Annotated in this window: 15 protein-coding genes; 5 read left to right on the plus strand and 10 right to left on the minus strand. The window is 70.7% G+C overall.

Annotated features, from left to right (window positions below; all coding sequences use genetic code 11):
• Window positions 1-111: 111 nt before the first annotated feature.
• The 3 genes from OG245_RS10280 to OG245_RS10290 all read left to right on the plus strand — a co-directional run bounded on the left by OG245_RS10280 (window position 112) and on the right by OG245_RS10290 (window position 2,893).
• Entirely contained in the window at window positions 112-912 is an 801-nt protein-coding gene (locus tag OG245_RS10280) for a DUF4097 family beta strand repeat-containing protein (RefSeq protein ID WP_371623221.1), read from the plus strand.
• A gap of 70 nt (window positions 913-982) precedes the next feature.
• Window positions 983-2,428: a hypothetical protein gene (locus OG245_RS10285; RefSeq protein WP_371623222.1), complete on the plus strand. Its 1,446-nt coding sequence runs from the start codon at window positions 983-985 to the stop codon at window positions 2,426-2,428.
• Window positions 2,429-2,674: 246 nt separating this feature from the next.
• Window positions 2,675-2,893, plus strand: coding sequence for a zinc ribbon domain-containing protein (locus OG245_RS10290; RefSeq protein ID WP_371623223.1), 219 nt, complete (start codon window positions 2,675-2,677; stop codon window positions 2,891-2,893).
• Between the two features lie 39 nt (window positions 2,894-2,932).
• Here the strand turns inward: OG245_RS10290 and OG245_RS10295 are convergent, their stop codons facing one another.
• The 4 genes from OG245_RS10295 to OG245_RS10310 are packed head-to-tail and all read right to left on the minus strand — an operon-like array spanning window position 2,933 to window position 8,340.
• The gene (locus OG245_RS10295) at window positions 2,933-3,592 is read right to left on the minus strand and encodes an O-methyltransferase (protein ID WP_371623224.1); all 660 of its coding nucleotides are present in this window, start codon (window positions 3,590-3,592) and stop codon (window positions 2,933-2,935) included.
• A 41-nt stretch (window positions 3,593-3,633) separates the two neighbouring features.
• Complete coding sequence (locus OG245_RS10300; RefSeq protein ID WP_371623225.1) at window positions 3,634-4,455, minus strand: HAD family hydrolase; 822 nt, start codon at window positions 4,453-4,455, stop codon at window positions 3,634-3,636.
• Window positions 4,452-7,070, minus strand: coding sequence for a phosphoribosyltransferase domain-containing protein (locus OG245_RS10305; protein WP_371623226.1), 2,619 nt, complete (start codon window positions 7,068-7,070; stop codon window positions 4,452-4,454). Before OG245_RS10305 ends, OG245_RS10300 begins: the two co-directional genes overlap by 4 nt.
• A 10-nt stretch (window positions 7,071-7,080) precedes the next feature.
• Window positions 7,081-8,340, minus strand: a complete 1,260-nt coding sequence (locus tag OG245_RS10310) for an HpcH/HpaI aldolase/citrate lyase family protein (protein WP_371623227.1) — start codon at window positions 8,338-8,340, stop codon at window positions 7,081-7,083.
• 221 nt (window positions 8,341-8,561) lie between these two features.
• Between OG245_RS10310 and OG245_RS10315 the strand changes: the two genes are divergently transcribed.
• A complete protein-coding gene (locus tag OG245_RS10315) occupies window positions 8,562-9,428 on the plus strand; it encodes a TerD family protein (RefSeq protein WP_371623228.1) in 867 nt (288 codons plus the stop codon).
• A 65-nt stretch (window positions 9,429-9,493) separates the two neighbouring features.
• On the opposite strand, the gene OG245_RS10320 is transcribed toward OG245_RS10315, so the two are convergent.
• From OG245_RS10320 to OG245_RS10345, 6 genes are all read right to left on the minus strand, one after another.
• Entirely contained in the window at window positions 9,494-10,228 is a 735-nt protein-coding gene (locus OG245_RS10320; RefSeq protein WP_371623229.1) for a Tellurium resistance, read from the minus strand.
• Between the two features lie 129 nt (window positions 10,229-10,357).
• Window positions 10,358-11,509: a DUF475 domain-containing protein gene (locus OG245_RS10325; RefSeq protein WP_371623230.1), complete on the minus strand. Its 1,152-nt coding sequence runs from the start codon at window positions 11,507-11,509 to the stop codon at window positions 10,358-10,360.
• Window positions 11,510-11,579: 70 nt separating this feature from the next.
• Entirely contained in the window at window positions 11,580-12,155 is a 576-nt protein-coding gene (locus OG245_RS10330; RefSeq protein ID WP_371623231.1) for a TerD family protein, read from the minus strand.
• Between the two features lie 126 nt (window positions 12,156-12,281).
• Entirely contained in the window at window positions 12,282-12,857 is a 576-nt protein-coding gene (locus OG245_RS10335; protein ID WP_003969402.1) for a TerD family protein, read from the minus strand.
• Between the two features lie 138 nt (window positions 12,858-12,995).
• Complete coding sequence (locus tag OG245_RS10340) at window positions 12,996-13,454, minus strand: peroxiredoxin (RefSeq protein ID WP_073801621.1); 459 nt, start codon at window positions 13,452-13,454, stop codon at window positions 12,996-12,998.
• A 172-nt stretch (window positions 13,455-13,626) separates the two neighbouring features.
• Window positions 13,627-14,064 (minus strand): DUF3052 domain-containing protein, encoded by a 438-nt coding sequence (locus tag OG245_RS10345; protein ID WP_030585952.1) that lies wholly within the window; start codon window positions 14,062-14,064, stop codon window positions 13,627-13,629.
• A gap of 496 nt (window positions 14,065-14,560) precedes the next feature.
• Between OG245_RS10345 and aceE the strand changes: the two genes are divergently transcribed.
• Window positions 14,561-17,293, plus strand: a complete 2,733-nt coding sequence (gene aceE, locus OG245_RS10350) for a pyruvate dehydrogenase (acetyl-transferring), homodimeric type (RefSeq protein ID WP_371623232.1) — start codon at window positions 14,561-14,563, stop codon at window positions 17,291-17,293.
• The last annotated feature ends 14 nt before the right edge of the window (window positions 17,294-17,307 follow it).

Here is a 17,307-nt window from a genome sequence, read left to right on the forward strand (position 1 = left end):
GGTAGCCGTCCGGATGCCGTCGGCGGGCGTCGGCGGCATACGGTTCGAGTGCACCGGCAGTGAGGTCAGGTGCGGCACCGTCCGGCAGCACGTACTGGGGGAACGATCACCGTGGACATCGTGACGAGCGCAGCGACCCGCACGCTCCGTGGAGCAGCCGGGCGGGCCCTCGCTCTGGGGAGTGGGGTCGCGCTGCTGGCCCTGGCTCTCACGGGGTGCGGGAGTACGGATGTCGACGGCGCCCCCGTCGAGCGCAAGTCGTTCGATCTGGAGGGGAAGACCCTGACCATCGACTCCGAGAACGTGACCGTGGACCTCGTGCCGGCCGACGTGGAGCAGGTCGAGGTGGAGCGGCAGGTCGACGGGTGGGTGGTGCTGGGCAGCGGGCCCGACCCTGTCTGGAGCATGGAGGGCGACACCCTCACGCTCCGGGTGAAGTGTGACGCCCTGATCAACAACTGCGAGGCCCGGCACCGTGTGAAGGTGCCGCGCGGGGTCGAGGTGACGGCCTCGTCGGACAACGGGACGATCAGCGCCACCGGCTTCGACCGTGCGCTGGACCTCTCCTCGGACAACGGGGAGATCAACGTCCGGGACGCCAGCGGCGCACTGAAGCTGAAGAGCGACAACGGGGAGATCCGGGCCGACCGGATATCCGCCTCCTCCGTGGTCGCCCGTGCCGACAACGGGGAGATCCGGCTGGACTTCAGCTCCGTGCCCGACCTCGTGGACACCGTGAGCGACAACGGGGGCATCACCATCGACCTGCCGCCGGGCGGGCAGAAGTACGCGGTGAACGCCTCCGCCGACAACGGGGACGTCTCGATCGGGGTGCCGCGCGGCGACGACAGCGCGCATGTGGTGAAGGCCCGCAGCGACAACGGCCAAGTCACCGTGCGAAGCGCGAACTAACCGACCCGTGTGTTCGTCCTTACTGGTGGGAGAATGTACCGGGCAGGGCGAATCGGCACGGGAGAGGGATGTGACGGCGACACACGCGCGGCCGGAGGCAGGAGCGGGTGGGAGTTCCGCCGTCCACAGGGGTCAGGACCTGCCGGGGCAGCACGCCCTGGGGAGGTCGCGGGGGCAGGGCGGTCGGGGCCGTTCCGGCGGCCGGGATCTGCTGGCGCTGATGCTCCTGCCCGTGCCCCTCGTGCTCGCCGTGCTGCCCGCCGCCTTCGCCGGGGGCGGTACCCGCCGGTGGTTCGGCGGGCGCGGAGAGAACGAGCGGGCCGAGGCACAGGCCGCGAAGGACGCCGCCGCCGAGGCGTTCTACGAGCTGGACAGCGCCCAGCGCGATCTCCGGATCTCCATCGAGACCATCAACGCCGTGGACAACTCCTCCCGCGGTCGCAAGGCCGCCGAGGACTTCGCCTCGCTCGGCCGGCGCATCGACGAGGTCAGTCACACCTACATCACCGCCGTCGACAGCCACGACCTGGACCGGGACGATCTGGAGCCCGCCGTCGCCTCCCGGGCCCGTACCGAGCTGAACCGGGCCAAGGACGGCCTCGTACGGGTCAAGGGCGAGCTGGATCGCTTCGCCCAGGGGCTCGGGCCCCTGCTGGGCAGCGCGGAGACGCAGCTCGCCCGGCTCGCCCCGGCCGTCGAGCGGGCCCGCCAGGCGCTCCTGGGCGCGAGCAACGCCCTCGACGGCGCCCGGGCCGCGGGGCTGCGGGCCGATGAGCTGGCCGCCCGGCTCGCCGCGCTCGCCCCGGAGCTGACCAAGCTGAACCAGGGCGCGGGAAAGCACGGCGTCGCGGAGACCCTCCAGCGGGCCGACACGGTGCTGCGCGACGCCGAGGCCGTGCGCACCGAGGCGGAGCGGCTGCCCGAGCGGGCCGCCGAGATCGACCGCAGGCTCGTCTCGCTGCGGACCCGCGCGCAGGCCCTGACGACCCGGGCGGGCTCGGTGGAGCCGGTGCTCAGCGAGTTGCGGCGGCGCTTCTCGGCCGCCTGCTGGCAGGACCTCCAGCCCGTCCCGGAGCAGGCCGCCGTCAATGTCCGGCAGGCCGAGGACAAGCTCGCGGAGGCGGCGAAGGCGCGCGACGAGCAGCGCTGGGCGGACGCCACGTCCCGGCTGTCCACGGTCCGCGCCCTGCTCAACGCCACGGACGAGGCGGTCTCCGCCGCCGGGGACCGGTTGCAGCAGCTGAACGCCGTGGCGAAGGACCCGCAGCAGGAGATCGAGCGGACCCGGTTCGCGGTGCGGGACGCCCAGCGCCTCGCCATGGCCGGCCGGCACACGCCCGACCCTCGGCACGCCCGGCCGCTGGACGACTCCGTGGCCCGGCTGGAACGCGCCATCGCCGGTCTGGAGGGGCGCCACCCCGACTACTGGCACTTCCTGACGGAGACCGAGGCCGTACGGCAGACCGCCGCCCGGGTCGTCTCCGACATCCGCGAGGAACGCGGCACCGGCGCCTGAGGCGACCAGGTGCTCCCGGAGCGACCAGGTGCTCCCCGGGGTGATCGGGTGCTCCCGGGGCGGCCGGTAGCTCCGGAGGCGGTCGGTTGCTCCCGGGGCGGCCGGTAGCACCCGAGGCGGTCGGTGCCTCCTGAGGCCACGCGTGGCTCCCGAGGCGGCCGAGTTGCCTCTGAGGCGGCTGGTGGGTCCGGGGCGGCAGGGCGGGGGCCCGTAGCCCCCCGGCCGCGATGGCTCTAGCCTGAGCCCATGCCTCGCTATGAATTCCGCTGCCGCACCTGCGGAGACACGTTCGAAGTCAGCCGCCCCATGGCTCAGTCCTCGGACCCCGCCGCCTGCCCCGCAGGCCACGACGACACCGTCAAGCTGCTGTCCGCCGTGGCCGTGGGCGGTGGGGCCGGGTCCGCTCCCGCGCCTTCCGGCGGCGGTGGGGGCGGGGGCTGCTGCGGGGGAGGGTGCTGCGGCTGAGCCCGGCCGTCGCCTCTGGGCCTCGCACCAGCCGGGGGCCTACTTCTTTCGGGACAGCGTCAGGCCGTCCGAGACCGTCAGCAGGACGCTGTCCATCCGGTCGTCGGCGCTCACGTGGTCGTTGAACTCCTTGATCGCCGCCGTCGGGCCGGTCGCCTCCGGGTCCGTGACCCCGCCGTGGAAGAGCACGTTGTCCGTGGCGATGACCCCGCCCTGCCGCATCCGGGGCACCAGCTCCTCCCAGTAGGCGATGTAGCCGCCCTTGTCCGCGTCCAGGTAGGCGAAGTCGATGTGCGGCTCGGCGGGCATCGCGCGCAGGGTGTCCAGGGCGGGGGCGATGCGCAGGTCGATCCGGTCCGCGACGCCCGCCTTATCCCAGGCCTCCCGGCCGTACGCCGTCCACTCCTCCGAGATGTCGCAGGCGATCAGCGTGCCGTCGGCGGGCAGCGCCTGGGCCATCGCCAGGGCGCTGAAGCCGGTGAACGTGCCGACCTCCACCACGTGCCGGGCGCCGACCAGCCGGACGAGGAAGGCGAGCAGGGGGGCCTGTTCCTCGGCCGACTGCATGCCGGCGTGGTCGGGGAACCGTGCGTACGTGGTGTCCACCAGCTCCCGCTGGACCGGGTCCAGCGGCGGGTTGTGGGCCAGCATGTACGCGTACAGCTCGCCGGTGATCGTGGTGTCGTTGCCCTTGGTCATGCCCCCAGCCTCGCGCAACCCGCGCCCGTCAGCAGGGAATATCAGACAGCCGCGGCCGCCAGGAACCGGCGCAGGATCTCCTCCCCCGCCGCTCCTCCCCGCTCCTCCAGGGCCACCACGTGCGGGGCCCGCCAGCCCTCGTCGGCCAGTTCGCCGTGGCCGGGGCGCCAGCCGAGGTCGGCGGCGAGCAGCAGGTCCGCGTCGAGGAGGGAGTCCCCGGCGGCGAGCGTGCGCGTGGCGCCGGTGCGGCGGGCGACCTCGTGCATGGCGGCGCTCTTGGTGAGCGGCGCCGGGACCACGTAGATCTTGCGGCCCTGGAGGGAAACCGTCCAACCGCGCGGCCCGGCCCAGGCGGCCAGTTCCTTCGCCCATTCCTCGGGCAGCAGGGAGCGTTCGACGACGAGGTAGGCGAAGAGGTCCTCGGCGACCCGTTCCTTGAGCAGCCAGGCCGGGTCGGCGGTGGTGGCGAGGTGAGCGCGGATCTCGGTGAGCGGGGCGCACTCCTGTGCGATGCGGGCCTCCACCCGCCGCTGCCAGTCGCGGTCGGAGACGCCGTCGACCAGGATGTGGCCGCCGTTGGCGCAGATCGCGTACCGGGAGGCGGGGCCGGGGAGGTGGATGCGGCCGTACTGCTCGCGGGTGCGGGTGGTCGTCGGGACGAAGACGGTGGAGGTCGCCACCTCGGTGAGGAGGGCGGCGGCCGTCTCGGTCAGGTACGAGAGCGGCTTGTGGCCGTACACCTCCACGCACAGCAGCCGCGGCGCCTCCGCGTCGGGCATCGACAGGTCGAGGGAGGCCGCCGAGTAGATCAGCGTGCGGTCGAGGTCGCTCGCCACCAGGGTGGCCGGTGAAGTCGTGCTCATGCGCCCTGCACCGCCTTGCCGTCCGCGCCCGTCGCGCCGCGCGTGAACCGGGGGTGGATCAGTCCGACACAGCTGTACGGGAGGTCGTCGACCTCCTCGACGGGGACTCCGCGCTGTTCGGCCAGCAGCCGGATGTGCTCCAGGTCCGCGCCCGCGCCGCGCTTGGCGAGGATCTTCCAGGGGACCCGGCGGAGCAGGACCCGGGTGGTCTCGCCGACGCCCGGCTTGACCAGGTTGACGTCGTGGATGCCGTACTCCTCGCTGATCCGCTCGACGGCCGCCCAGCCCTCCCAGGTCGGGGCGCGGTCGGCGGCGAGGAGTTCCTTGGCCGCCGCCTCGACCTGGCCCGCCACCTCGTCGAAGCGGGCGGCGATCGTGTCGAGGAAGAGGCCCGAGACGTCGGAGTCCGCCAGCTCCCGGTAGAACTTCCCGCCGTGGAAGTCGTCGGGGCCGACCAGGTCGGCGCGGAGCACCGTACGGGAGATGAGGCCGGACACCGTGGAGTTGAGGCAGGCCGAGGGGATGAGGAAGTCCTCGCGGGTGCCGTACGTCCGCACGCAGCCGCCCGGGTCGGCGAGCACCGAGATCTCCGGGTCGAAGCCGGCGGGCCCGCCGGACGCCTCGAACTCCGTGATGGCCGCGGCCAGTTCGCGGGTGATCGCGCCCTTCCCGGTCCAGCCGTCGACGAACACCACGTCGGCCGGGTCGTGATGGGCGGCCAGCCAGCGCAGGGCGGTGGCGTCGATGCCTCGGCCCCGGACGATGGAGATGGCGTAGTGCGGCAGGTCCAGGCCGTGCCGGTGCTGGGCCCAGCGGCGCATCAGCACGCCGACCGGGGTTCCGGCGCGGGCGAGCGAGACGAGCACGGGGCGCGGGCCGCGTTCGGCGAGGACCGTCTCGGTGACGGTGCCGACCGCGCGGGCGATGCGGGCGGCGGAGGTCTCCAGCGCCGCGGTGAACAGGGCCTGGTAGGCGGCGCTCGGCTGGTACTCGACGGGCAGCGACTCCGCGTAGTGCGCGCCGCCGCTCTGGATCGCCTCCTCGCGCTCCTCGGTGGGCGCTTCCAGCTCGGTGTCCGAGAGGTCCTGGAGCAGCCAGCCGACGTCCTCCGGCGCGTAACTGGAGAAGGCGGGGCCTCGGAGGGGCTCGGGCAGCACGGCGGGCTCCTGCCGGTGGGGAACGGGTGCGGGGGTGGCGGGTGCGGGGGTGTACGAGGGGACGACCGCGAGGAGTACGTGGCCGGTGTGCTCGGCGAGCCGGGCCAACAGCCCGTCGGGGGCGTGCAGTTCCGGGGTGTCGGCGGTGGAGTCGACGACGGCGACCACCGCGTCGAAGCCGGCGCCCGCCACGTTGTAGGCGTACCGGTCGCCGGGGCCGTCCGCCGGGTCGTCGTGGGCCGGGAAGACGAGGCGGGTGCGTATCGCGTAGCCGGGGTCGTCGACGGCCAGGACGGGTGAGCGGGTGGTGGTGGAGTAGCGGACCTCTGCGTCGGTTCCCAGCGCGGCTTCGAGGGCGGTGCCCAGGCGCAGCGGGGCGTACATCAGCTCCTCGAAGCCGAGGACGAGGACCCGGCGGGGGCGGGGGCCGGCGTGGTCTCCCAGCCTGGCCGCGATCCGGTCCGCCATGCCCGGGAGCGCCGCTTCCAGCGCCGCCCGGTGGGCGGGGGTGAAGCCGTGCCGGCCTCCGTCGGGCACGGCGGCCGGCCAGTCGAGGTCGACGCGGGTGACGGGGGCGGGGACGGGGACGAGGACCGCGCCTGCGGCGGAGCCGGCGGGCGGCTGTCCCTGCCCGGCCCGCCCGGACCGCGCTGCCAGGTCCGCCTGCCGTGCTTGCTCCGCCTTTTCCGCCTGCCGCGCCTGTTCCGCCTCCTGGGCCGCGACCAGGGCCTGGCCGCGTTCCAGCACGCCGTCCGGCAGGGCGACCGTTCCGGTGCTGCGCGTCACCAGGTCGACACGGGCGCCGATCTCGGCGGCGAAGGCGGACAGCCGGTCGCGGTCGCCGGCCGAGCGCATGTCGACCAGGGCGACGATGACGTACCGCTCGCGCGGGTGCAGGGCGTGCAGCGCGCGGATGGTGTTCAGGACCGTGTTGCCGGTGGAGAACTCGTCGTCGACCAGCACCAGCACCGAGGCGTCGGCCCCGGTCCCGCCGCTCGCCAGCAGATCGCGGTCCTCCGGCAGCAGCAGGTGCGAGGTGGCGTGCGAGTGGGACTCCTCGAAGCCGCCCGCCTGACGGACGCCCGCCACCGGCCGGCGGGTGGAGTGCAGGTACGGGGCGTCCCGCAGGCCGTCCGCCACAGCGTGGCCGAGGCCGGTGGCCGTCTCCGCGTAGCCGAGAACCACCGCGCGGCGGGCCTCCTCGGCGCCGAGCAGCGCCCGTACCCGCTCACCCAGCTCGAACCCGGCCCCGTGGACGACGGAGGGCCGCTGGGGCACGTGCTTGCCCAGCACGTTGGACACCAGCAGATGCGCCCGCTTGGGGTTGCGGCGCAGGGCCAGGCCCAGCAGTTCCCGGAGCTCTCCGTCGCCTTCGAGGGCGACTCCCAGTCGCTCCGCCACCCAGCTGCCCGACCACACCACGTCCACGGCCTCTTCTCTCGTCGCGCGCTCGCTCATCGACGCGCGCTCAGTTCTTCAGGCCGGCGGCCAGCAGGTCCACGAAGCCGACGTCTTCCTTGGCCACCCCGAAGACCTCGGCCCGCTGGAGCGTGCGCTCGGCCCAGGCCCGGTGGGGCTTCACTTCGTTCATCTTGTTCGTGTACGCCGAGCGCAGCACCCCGCCGCCCCCGCGCTCCGGACTCAGGATGTCCTGGGCGTCGGTGTACTCCTCGTGGCTGACCACGGACAGTGCGTGGACCGGTGCCACGTGCGACGGGTGGATGCAGGTCTTGCCGAGCAGCCCGTTGGCGCGGTCGAGCTCGATCTCCCGGAGCAGTCCGTCGAGGTCGTGCTGGATGAGGGCCGTGCGCAGTTCCTCGGCCCGGCCCTCCAGGAAGGGGCTGCGGCGCAGCTGGGGCTTGAACATGCGCTCCTGGCGGCGGAAGTACTCCCAGACCGGGCCGGTGATCGTGAAGCCGGTGCCGTCGGCCCGGCCGAGCACGTTGACCACGTCGGCGATCACGGAGGCGACGATGTGGACGTCGTAGGCCGTCATGTCGGGCGCGCGGCGGAGTCCGTAGGCCGAGCAGAAGTCGGTGACGCCGAGGCGCAGGGCGAGCACCCGGTCCCGGTGCTTCTCCACGCTGCGGGCGATGCCCTGGAGGATTTCGCCGCGCGTCTCCAGATGGAGCAGCTCGGGGGATTCGAGGACCGGCATGGCGAAGAGCCGTCGTCCGCACGCCGCCTCGGCCTCGGCGAGGGCCTCCAGGAACTGTCGACCACGGTCCTCGGTGAATTTGGGAAGTACGAAACCGGACAACATCCGGACCGAGTCGCCGAGGCGGCGCACCAGGTCGGTGATCTGAGCCGGTTCCCGTACGCGGATGAAGAGCAGCGGCATATCGGCGCTCGCCGCGCCCGCGGCATCGTCCGGGCCCTGTGCGCCGCTCCCCGATGCCGTGTCCTGGCTCCCCGGCCCCGCCCCCCGGGTCCCGGATGCCGCGTCCTTGGCGGCCAGCGCGGCAAACTGCCTGATCAGGTTGGTTTCGGCACCGACGACCTCGGCGTCGTCGATGGAGTCCTCCAGGCACAGCACCATGGAGACGACGCCGCGCGCGGCCTGCTTGAGCACGTCGTCGGCGAGCGACGGCCGGGTGGCCGGGGAGTAGAGCGTGGCTCCCAGGGCGACGGAGAGCATCCGTGCCGGGGAGTCCGCGGTGAAGGTGCAGGGCTCCCTGAAGAACAGCCCCTCGCGGGCAGTGGGCGATATATGCCCGAAGTGACGCATCTTTTTCCCCCGAACTGCCGGATCGGCCGGACCGTGCATGGCCGGTAATAGTACGTACGGACGGGTGTCAACAGTTCCCCATGTACATGAATTTCCGGTTACCCGCCTCTCGTCCCGGCCCCTCTCCCGGTATCGTCACGCCCTGCCCGCGCGGCCTCCGGGCACGGCCGTGCCGCCCCCCGCGTTGTCCGCACGGGCCCCCAGCAGGCAGGATGACGGTCATGACGCACACGATGCTGAAGGGCTCGAACGTCCCCGTCGATGCCGCGGCCGTACGGGCCGTGCTGCGCTGGACCCCGGGCGCCGGGGTTCCCGACGTGGACGCCTCCGCCCTGCTCCTCGGTGCGTCCGGCCGGGTGCGGTCCGATGAGGACTTCGTCTTCTACAACCAGCCCCGGCACCCCTCGGGCCTGGTCCGGCGGCTGCCGAAGCGCAGTGTCCCGGAGGGGCTGACGGACACGGTCGAGGCGGACCTCGGTGCGCTGGACGCGTCGGTGGACCAGGTGGTCATCGCGGCCTCCTCCGACGGGGCCGCCTTCGAACACGTCCTGGACCTGCGGATACTCCTGTTCGACGCCGCGTTCGCCGAGGGCGAGCCGCTGGCGGTGTTCGATGTCCGGCCGGAGACCGGGGAAGAGACGGCGATCATCTGCGGCGAGCTGTACCGCCGCGGCGAGGGATGGAAGTTCCGCGCGGTCGGCCAGGGGTATCCCACCGGCCTGATCGGCCTCGCCACGGCCTTCGGCATCTCGGTGGACGAGTCGGAGGCCGTGAACGGGCCGCAGGACCCGGGCGCGTCGGCGGGCGCGGGGCCCCTCCCCGCCGCCGTGCCCCCGCCGCCGGCCGTGCCGCCCGGGCCCGGCCCGGACTCCCAGGCCACGGTCCAGCACCAGCAGCCCTCCTACGGCTATCCGCCACCGGTCGCGCACCCCGCTGCCGCCGCGGCCCACCAGCCGGCGTACGGCTATCCGCAGTCTGCCGCCGAGCCGCCCGCGTACGGCTATCCGCAGCCCGCGGCAGCCGCCGCGCACGCGCCCGACCCCCATTTCGCGCTGCCTCCACAGGGTCCGCAGTTCGTACGGTCCTGAGCCGGTTCCCGCTCCCGTCCCCGGGAGTACCGCTCCCGTCCCCGGGTCCTCACGGCTGACCGGGCTCAGGTCCGGGACTTGTAGCCGCGCCCCCATTGCATGCCGTAGCCGTACAGCCGGTCCAACTCCGACTGGAAGCCGTACACGAACTTCACCTCGCGGCGCACGATCAGCTCGTCCTTGATGTTCTCCACGGTGAACACCGCGCAGGAGCGGGCCTGCGGTGCGCGCTCGTCCAGCTCGATCTCGATGCGCGGGCCGTTGCCCGGGTAGAGCGTGACCTTGGCGTGCGTACGGTCGAAGGCGGGCGTCCGGTCGTAGATGTAGACGAAGAACAGCAGCCGCTTGATCTGGTCGCGCTGGTCGAGGTTGACGTAGACCGTCTCCCCCGAGGGCGCGCCGAACCGGTCGTCGCCGCTGAGCCGGACGTAGGGCGGGCCGTTGAGGTCGCCGATCAGGCTGCCCAGCGGCTGTACGACGCCCTTGGTGCCGTCCATCAGCTCGTACATGCAGCCGAGGTCCAGGTCGACGTTGACGACGCCCTGGGTGTGCGCCTGGACGACCTCGGGCTTGAAGAGCTGGAGGGGGCGCCGCAGCATGCCGCTCTGGCGCGACCGGCCCTCGATGTCCGAGGTCCGCATCCGCCAGGACAGGTTGACCCGGAGGTTGCCCGACAGGGCCCCCTGCTTGTTGAGCGAGATCGTCGCGTTGCGTTTGGACAGCACGACCGCGCTCGACGTCGAGTTGCCCGAGTCGAACTGCGCCGCGCGCCCCGGCCACAGGCCGTCGAAGAATCCCATACCAACCCCCACCTGTTCGCGCGCCCCGGACATCACCGCGGGGCGGCCACCGGGCCGGGTCCGGGAGATCCCGGAGAGCCGTCGCCGTGTGGGCCGCCCCGCAGAGAGCGTTCCTCAATCCTTACCGGGTCACACCCCGGTGGACACTTCGGACTTGCTTCCCGAGCCGCCGCCGCCCTCGGATTCCGCGGCGAGAGCGCGGTTGCGCCGGACCGAGGACCAGAAGGAGAGGGCGATCAGGATCACGCCGACCGAGCCGGTGATGAACTCGTTGATCTGGTACTGGATGGTGATCAGCAGGATGATCGAGAGCGCGCCGATCGCGTAGTGCGCGCCGTGCTCCAGGTAGACGTAGTCGTCGAGCGTGCCCTCGCGCACCAGGTAGACGGTGAGCGAACGGACGTACATGGCGCCGATGCCGAGGCCGAGGGCCATCAGCACGATCTCGTTGGTGATCGCGAAGGCGCCGATGACGCCGTCGAAGGAGAACGAGGCGTCCAGGACTTCCAGGTAGAGGAAGAGGAAGAACGCGGCCTTTCCGGCGAGGGCGACCCCGGTGACGGGCTTGCCCTTCTTCTTGGCCTCTTCCTCGGCCTCGTGCTCGCGCTCCTCCTCCTCTTCCAGCTTGCCCTCGAAGAATCCGGAGAGCCCGCCGACGACGAGGTAGGTGATCAGACCGGCGATGCCGGAGAGCATGACCGTGGCCGCCTTGTCGGCGTGTCCGCCGCCGTGCTGGTGGGCCTGGGTCGCGAAGGTCATGGCGGTGAAGAGCAGGATGATCAGCGCGACGCAGACCGACAGCATGTCGACCTTGCCGAGCTTGGCGAGCGGGCGCTCGATCCAGCGCAGCCAGTGGATGTCGCGGTCCTCGTCGAAGATGAAGTCGAGGAAGATCATCAACAGGAACATGCCACCGAAGGCCGCGATCGACGGATGGGCGTCCGTGACCAGTTCCTTGTACCTGTCCGGGTCGTTGAAGGACAGGTCGATGGCCTCGATCGGCCCGAGCTGGGCGCTCACGGCCACGATCACGACGGGGAACACCAGTCGCATACCGAAGACGGCGATGAGGATGCCGATGGTGAGGAAGATCTTCTGCCAGAAGGCATTCATCTTCTTCAGGATTCCGGCGTTGATCACCGCGTTGTCGAAGGACAGCGAGATCTCCAGGACGGACAGGATCGCGACGATGCCGAATGCCTGCCACCCCCCGTAGAAAATCGCTGCGACCAGGCCGAGCGCGGTGACCGCGAACGACCAGCCGAAGGTTTTCAGAACCACTGGCTACCCCATCGTGTTGTTAAAAGCGTCTCCCCCGGTGTGTCGGGGCTCCCCCGCGCCGAGCGCGGCGTTACGAAACGTTGACGCCGAAGTCTAGAGCGATGCCGCGCAGGCCCGACGCGTACCCCTGGCCGACCGCACGGAACTTCCACTCGCCGTTGTACCGGTAGAGCTCGCCGAAGATCATCGCGGTCTCCGTCGAGGCGTCCTCGCTGAGGTCGTAGCGGGCCAGCTCCTGGCCGTCGGCCTGGTTGACGACACGGATGAAAGCATTGCTGACCTGGCCGAACGCCTGGCCCCGGTTGTCCGCGTCATGGATCGAGACCGGGAAGACGATCTTGTCGCAGTGGGCGGGCACCTGGTCGAGACGGACGATGACGGACTCGTCGTCGCCGTCGCCCTCACCGGTGAGGTTGTCACCGGTGTGCTCGACGGAGCCGTCGGGGCTCGTGAGGTTGTTGTAGAAGATGAACCACTCGTCGCCGAGCACGCGGCCCGACTGGCACAGCAGTGCGCTGGCGTCGAGGTCGAAATCGGCTCCTGTGGTGGAGCGTGCGTCCCAGCCGAGCCCTACCAGCACCTGGGTGAGGTTGGGTGCGACCTTGGAGAGGGAGACATTGCCTCCCTTGGCGAGCGTGACGCCCATGTGTGTCCTCCCCGAGTCGTGTAAAACGCTGCCGGGCGCTTTCGACGCCCGGGGCCGGGCGTCGAAAGCGCCCGGTCAGGGGGTGCCCGGCGCATGGTGCCGGACACCCCCTGGGGCCCAGTGACGTCAGACGTTGACGCCGAAGTCCTGGGCGATGCCGCGCAGGCCCGAGGCGTACCCCTGGCCGATGGCGCGGAACTTCCACTCCGCGCCGTTGCGGTAGAGCTCGCCGAAGACCATCGCGGTCTCCGTCGAGGCGTCCTCGCTCAGGTCGTAGCGGGCCAGCTCGGTGTTGTCGGCCTGGTTGACCACGCGGATGTACGCGTTGCGGACCTGGCCGAAGCTCTGCTGGCGGCTCTCGGCCTCGTAGATCGAGACCGGGAAGACGATCTTGTCGACGTCGGCCGGAACGCCGGCCAGGTTCACCTTGATGACCTCGTCGTCGCCCTCGCCCTCACCGGTGAGGTTGTCACCGGTGTGCTCGACGGAGCCGTCGGGGCTCTTCAGGTTGTTGAAGAAGACGAAATTGCCGTCGGCGGCGACCTTGCCCTCGGCGTTCGCCAGCAGCGCGCTGGCGTCGAGGTCGAAGTCACCACCGGTGGTGGTGCGGGCGTCCCAGCCCAGACCGACGATGACCGCGGTCAGGTTGGGCGCGGCCTTGGTCAGCGAGACGTTGCCGCCCTTGCTGAGGCTGACTCCCACGAGTCCTCCAGTAGTTTTCTCAGGGGCCGGCGGACGCCGGCTTCCCCGTCGTTCATTGGCATCGGATCAACGAGTGGATCCTAGTGACCGGTTCCCGGCCAAAACAGGCTTTTGACCGGGCGTCGCCAGGAGATCGCCTCAGAGCGCTTCGAGCGCCTTGACGTAGTCGTTCAGGTCGCGGGCGTCCGGGAGCCCGTTCACGACGCTCCAGCGGACGACGCCCGCCTTGTCGATGACGAAGGTGCCGCGCACCGCGCAGCCCTTGTCCTCGTCGAAGACGCCGTACGCCCGCGAGGTCTCCCCGTGCGGCCAGAAGTCGGACAGCAGCGGGTACTCCAGGCCCTCCTGCTCGGCGAAGACGCGCAGGGTGTGGATGGAGTCGTTGGAGACGGCGAGCAGCTGGGTGGACTCGTTCTCGAAGCGGGGCAGCTCGTCGCGGAGCGCGCACAGCTCGCCGGTGCAGACGCCGGTGAAGGCGAACGGGTAGAACACCAGCACGACGTTCTTCTCGCCGCGGAACTCCGACAGCCGCACGGTCCGGCCGTGGTTGTCCTTGAGCTGGAAGTCCGGGGCCTGACTGCCGACCTCGATCGTCATGGAACACGCATCCTTATCGCCGCTTCTCCGCATCCCGGGCCGGGTCCGTGCGGGTGACTCCCACCCTACGCAGGGGCCCGCGGCGGGGCCCGGAGGGGCCGTGGACGTACGAAGGCCCTCACGGGCGCGGTGTGTGCGCCCGTGAGGGCCCCGGGGTGGTGCGAAGCGTGGTTCAGCGCTTGGCCTTGGCCCCCTTGGGGGTGACCAGACGGCTGCCCGTCCAGTCCTTGCCCGCGCTGATGCTCTTGGTCTGGGCGAGACCGGCTGTCTGGGCAGCCTCATTGATGTCGCTCGGTTCGACGTATCCGTCACGGCCGGTCTTCGGCGTCATCAGCCAGACCGTACCGCCGTCCTCGATCAGACCAATGGCATCCACCAGCGCGTCCGTAAGGTCGCCGTCCTCGTCGCGGAACCAGAGCAGGACGACGTCTGCGACGTCGTCGTACTCCTCGTCGACGAGTTCCTGGCCGGTAGTGGCCTCAATGCCCTCACGGAGCTCCAGCTCGACGTCTTCGTCGTAGCCGATCTCCTGGACCACTTGTCCGGGCTCGAACCCCAGGCGTGCTGCCGGGTTGGTCCGCTCCTCCGCGTGGTCCGCGGTCGCGCTCACGGGTTGCCTCCTGATCATGTCTTCGGAAAATGCTGCAGCCACGCGCGTGCGCGGGGCGTTGGCCGTAGTCCACACGGGACCGGCGAATCGCGCAAGTACCCAGCGTGCGAGACCGCCTATACGGTGACGTTCCCTGCCACGTCAACGCAAGTTCAGGCATGTCTCCCCGGCGGCTTCCCGGGGCTTCCCCCGGGTCACTCCATCCGTTTACGTCCTTCCTCAGCTTATGCGGTTTCGATCCGCCAATCGGAGTCGAACAGCCTTTGGGAACACTTGGACGCCTTGGGCGTAAGGTTGCGGTTTGCCCGTACCCAGCCGCGTACTGCCCACACTCGTGCCCCGCGGGCACGTTTCGGAACCTCGGAGTTACCCCACGGTAAAGATGACGTTCGGGCCCTCGCGGTAGCACGATGGAGGCGGCGCACCCAGAGTTGCCCCCGGGGGCGTGTGCCCGTAGCAGGCCCCGTAGAGCACCACCGAACAGCGAAGGAACAGTGTGGCTTCCGGATCCGATCGCAACCCGATCATCATTGGCGGCCTTCCGAGCCAGGTCCCGGATTTTGATCCCGAGGAGACCCGGGAATGGCTCGACTCCCTCGACGCCGCCGTCGACGAGCGCGGCCGTGAGCGCGCCCGCTACCTGATGCTCCGGCTCATCGAGCGCGCGCGGGAGAAGCGCGTCGCCGTGCCGGAGATGCGCAGCACGGACTACGTGAACACGATCGCCACGAAGGACGAGCCGTTCTTCCCCGGCGACGAGGAGATCGAACGCAAGGTCCTCAACGCGACCCGCTGGAACGCCGCGGTGATGGTCTCGCGGGCCCAGCGCCCCGGGATCGGCGTCGGCGGCCACATCGCCACCTTCGCCTCCTCCGCCTCGCTGTACGACGTGGGCTTCAACCACTTCTTCCGGGGCAAGGACCAGGGCGACGGCGGCGACCAGATCTTCTTCCAGGGACACGCGTCCCCGGGGATCTACGCCCGCGCGTTCCTGCTGGACCGGCTGAACGAGGCGCAGCTCGACGCGTTCCGCCAGGAGAAGTCGAAGGCCCCGAACGGGCTGTCCAGCTATCCGCACCCGCGGCTGATGCCGGACTTCTGGGAGTTCCCGACCGTCTCGATGGGCCTCGGTCCGCTCGGCGCGATCTACCAGGCGCGGATGAACCGCTACATGGAGGCGCGCGGCATCGCCGACACCTCCAAGTCGCACGTGTGGGCCTATCTGGGCGACGGCGAGATGGACGAGCCGGAGTCCCTGGGCCAGCTGTCCATCGCCGCCCGTGAGGGCCTGGACAACCTGACCTTCGTGGTCAACTGCAACCTCCAGCGGCTCGACGGCCCAGTGCGCGGCAACGGCAAGATCATCCAGGAGCTGGAGTCGCAGTTCCGGGGCGCCGGCTGGAACGTCATCAAGCTGGTCTGGGACCGCTCCTGGGACCCGCTGCTGGCGCAGGACCGCACGGGCATCCTGGTCAACCGGCTGAATACCACGCCGGACGGCCAGTTCCAGACGTACGCCACCGAGACCGGTCAGTACATCCGCGAGCACTTCTTCGGCGACGACCCGCGGCTGCGGGACATGGTCAAGGACATGACCGACCAGCAGATCCTGCACCTCGGCCGCGGCGGCCACGACCACCGCAAGGTCTACGCGGCCTACGCGGCGGCCAAGGCGCACAAGGGCCAGCCGACGGTCATCCTGGCGCAGACGGTCAAGGGCTGGACGCTGGGGCCGAACTTCGAGGGCCGCAACGCGACCCACCAGATGAAGAAGCTCACGGTCGAGGACCTCAAGCGCTTCCGGGACCGGCTGCACATCCCGATCACGGACAAGCAGCTGGACGAGGGCTACCCGCCCTACTACCACCCGGGCCGCGACTCGGAGGAGATCCAGTACATGCACGACCGCCGCCAGGGTCTGGGCGGTTACGTCCCGACCCGTGTGGTGCGTGCGAAGCCGCTTCCGCAGCCCGAGGACAAGACGTACGCGGCTGCGAAGAAGGGTTCGGGCTCGCAGTCGATCGCCACCACCATGGCGTTCGTCCGCGTCCTGAAGGACCTCATGCGTGACAAGGAGATCGGCAAGCGTTTCGTGCTGATCGCCCCCGATGAGTACCGCACCTTCGGCATGGACGCGTTCTTCCCGAGTGCGAAGATCTACAACCCGCTGGGTCAGCAGTACGAGGCGGTCGACCGCGATCTGCTGCTCGCGTACAAGGAGTCCCCGACGGGTCAGATGCTGCACGACGGCATCTCCGAGGCGGGCTGCACGGCCTCCCTGATCGCGGCCGGTTCGGCGTACGCCACGCACGGCGAGCCGCTGATCCCGGTGTACGTCTTCTACTCGATGTTCGGGTTCCAGCGCACCGGCGACCAGTTCTGGCAGATGGCCGACCAGCTCGCGCGCGGCTTCGTGCTCGGCGCGACCGCCGGCCGTACGACGCTGACCGGCGAGGGCCTCCAGCACGCGGACGGCCACTCGCAGCTGCTGGCCTCGACGAACCCGGGCTGTGTCGCGTACGACCCGGCCTACGGGTTCGAGATCGCGCACATCATGAAGGACGGGCTGCGCCGGATGTACGGCGAGGCGAACGAGGACGTCTTCTACTACCTCACCGTCTACAACGAGCCGATCCAGCACCCGGCCGAGCCGGAGGACGTGGACGTCGAGGGCATCCTCAAGGGCATCCACCGCTTCAGCGCCGGCGAGAAGGGCGAGATCCCGGCCCAGATCATGGCGTCCGGCGTGGCGGTCCCCTGGGCGCTGGAGGCGCAGCGGATCCTCGCGGACGAGTGGAACGTCAAGGCGGACGTCTGGTCGGCGACCTCCTGGAACGAGCTGCGCCGCGAGGCGGTGGACGTCGAGCGCTACAACCTCCTGCACCCGGAGGAGGAGCAGCGCGTCCCGTACGTGACCAGGAAGCTCGAAGCGGCCCAGGGTCCGTTCGTGGCGGTCTCGGACTGGATGCGTTCGGTTCCGGACCAGATCGCGCGCTGGGTGCCGGGCACCTACCAGTCGCTGGGCGCGGACGGCTTCGGCTTCGCGGACACGCGGGGTGCGGCCCGCCGGTTCTTCCACATCGACGCGCAGTCGATCGTGCTGGCGGTGCTCACCGAGCTGGCCAAGGAGGGCAAGGTCGACCGGTCCGCCCTGAAGACGGCCGTGGACCGCTACGAGCTCCTGGACGTGACCGCGGCCGATCCGGGCGCGGCGGGCGGCGACGCGTAGGCAGGGACGGCCGG

This window comes from Streptomyces sp. NBC_01116, assembly GCF_041435495.1.
Classification (GTDB): domain Bacteria; phylum Actinomycetota; class Actinomycetes; order Streptomycetales; family Streptomycetaceae; genus Streptomyces.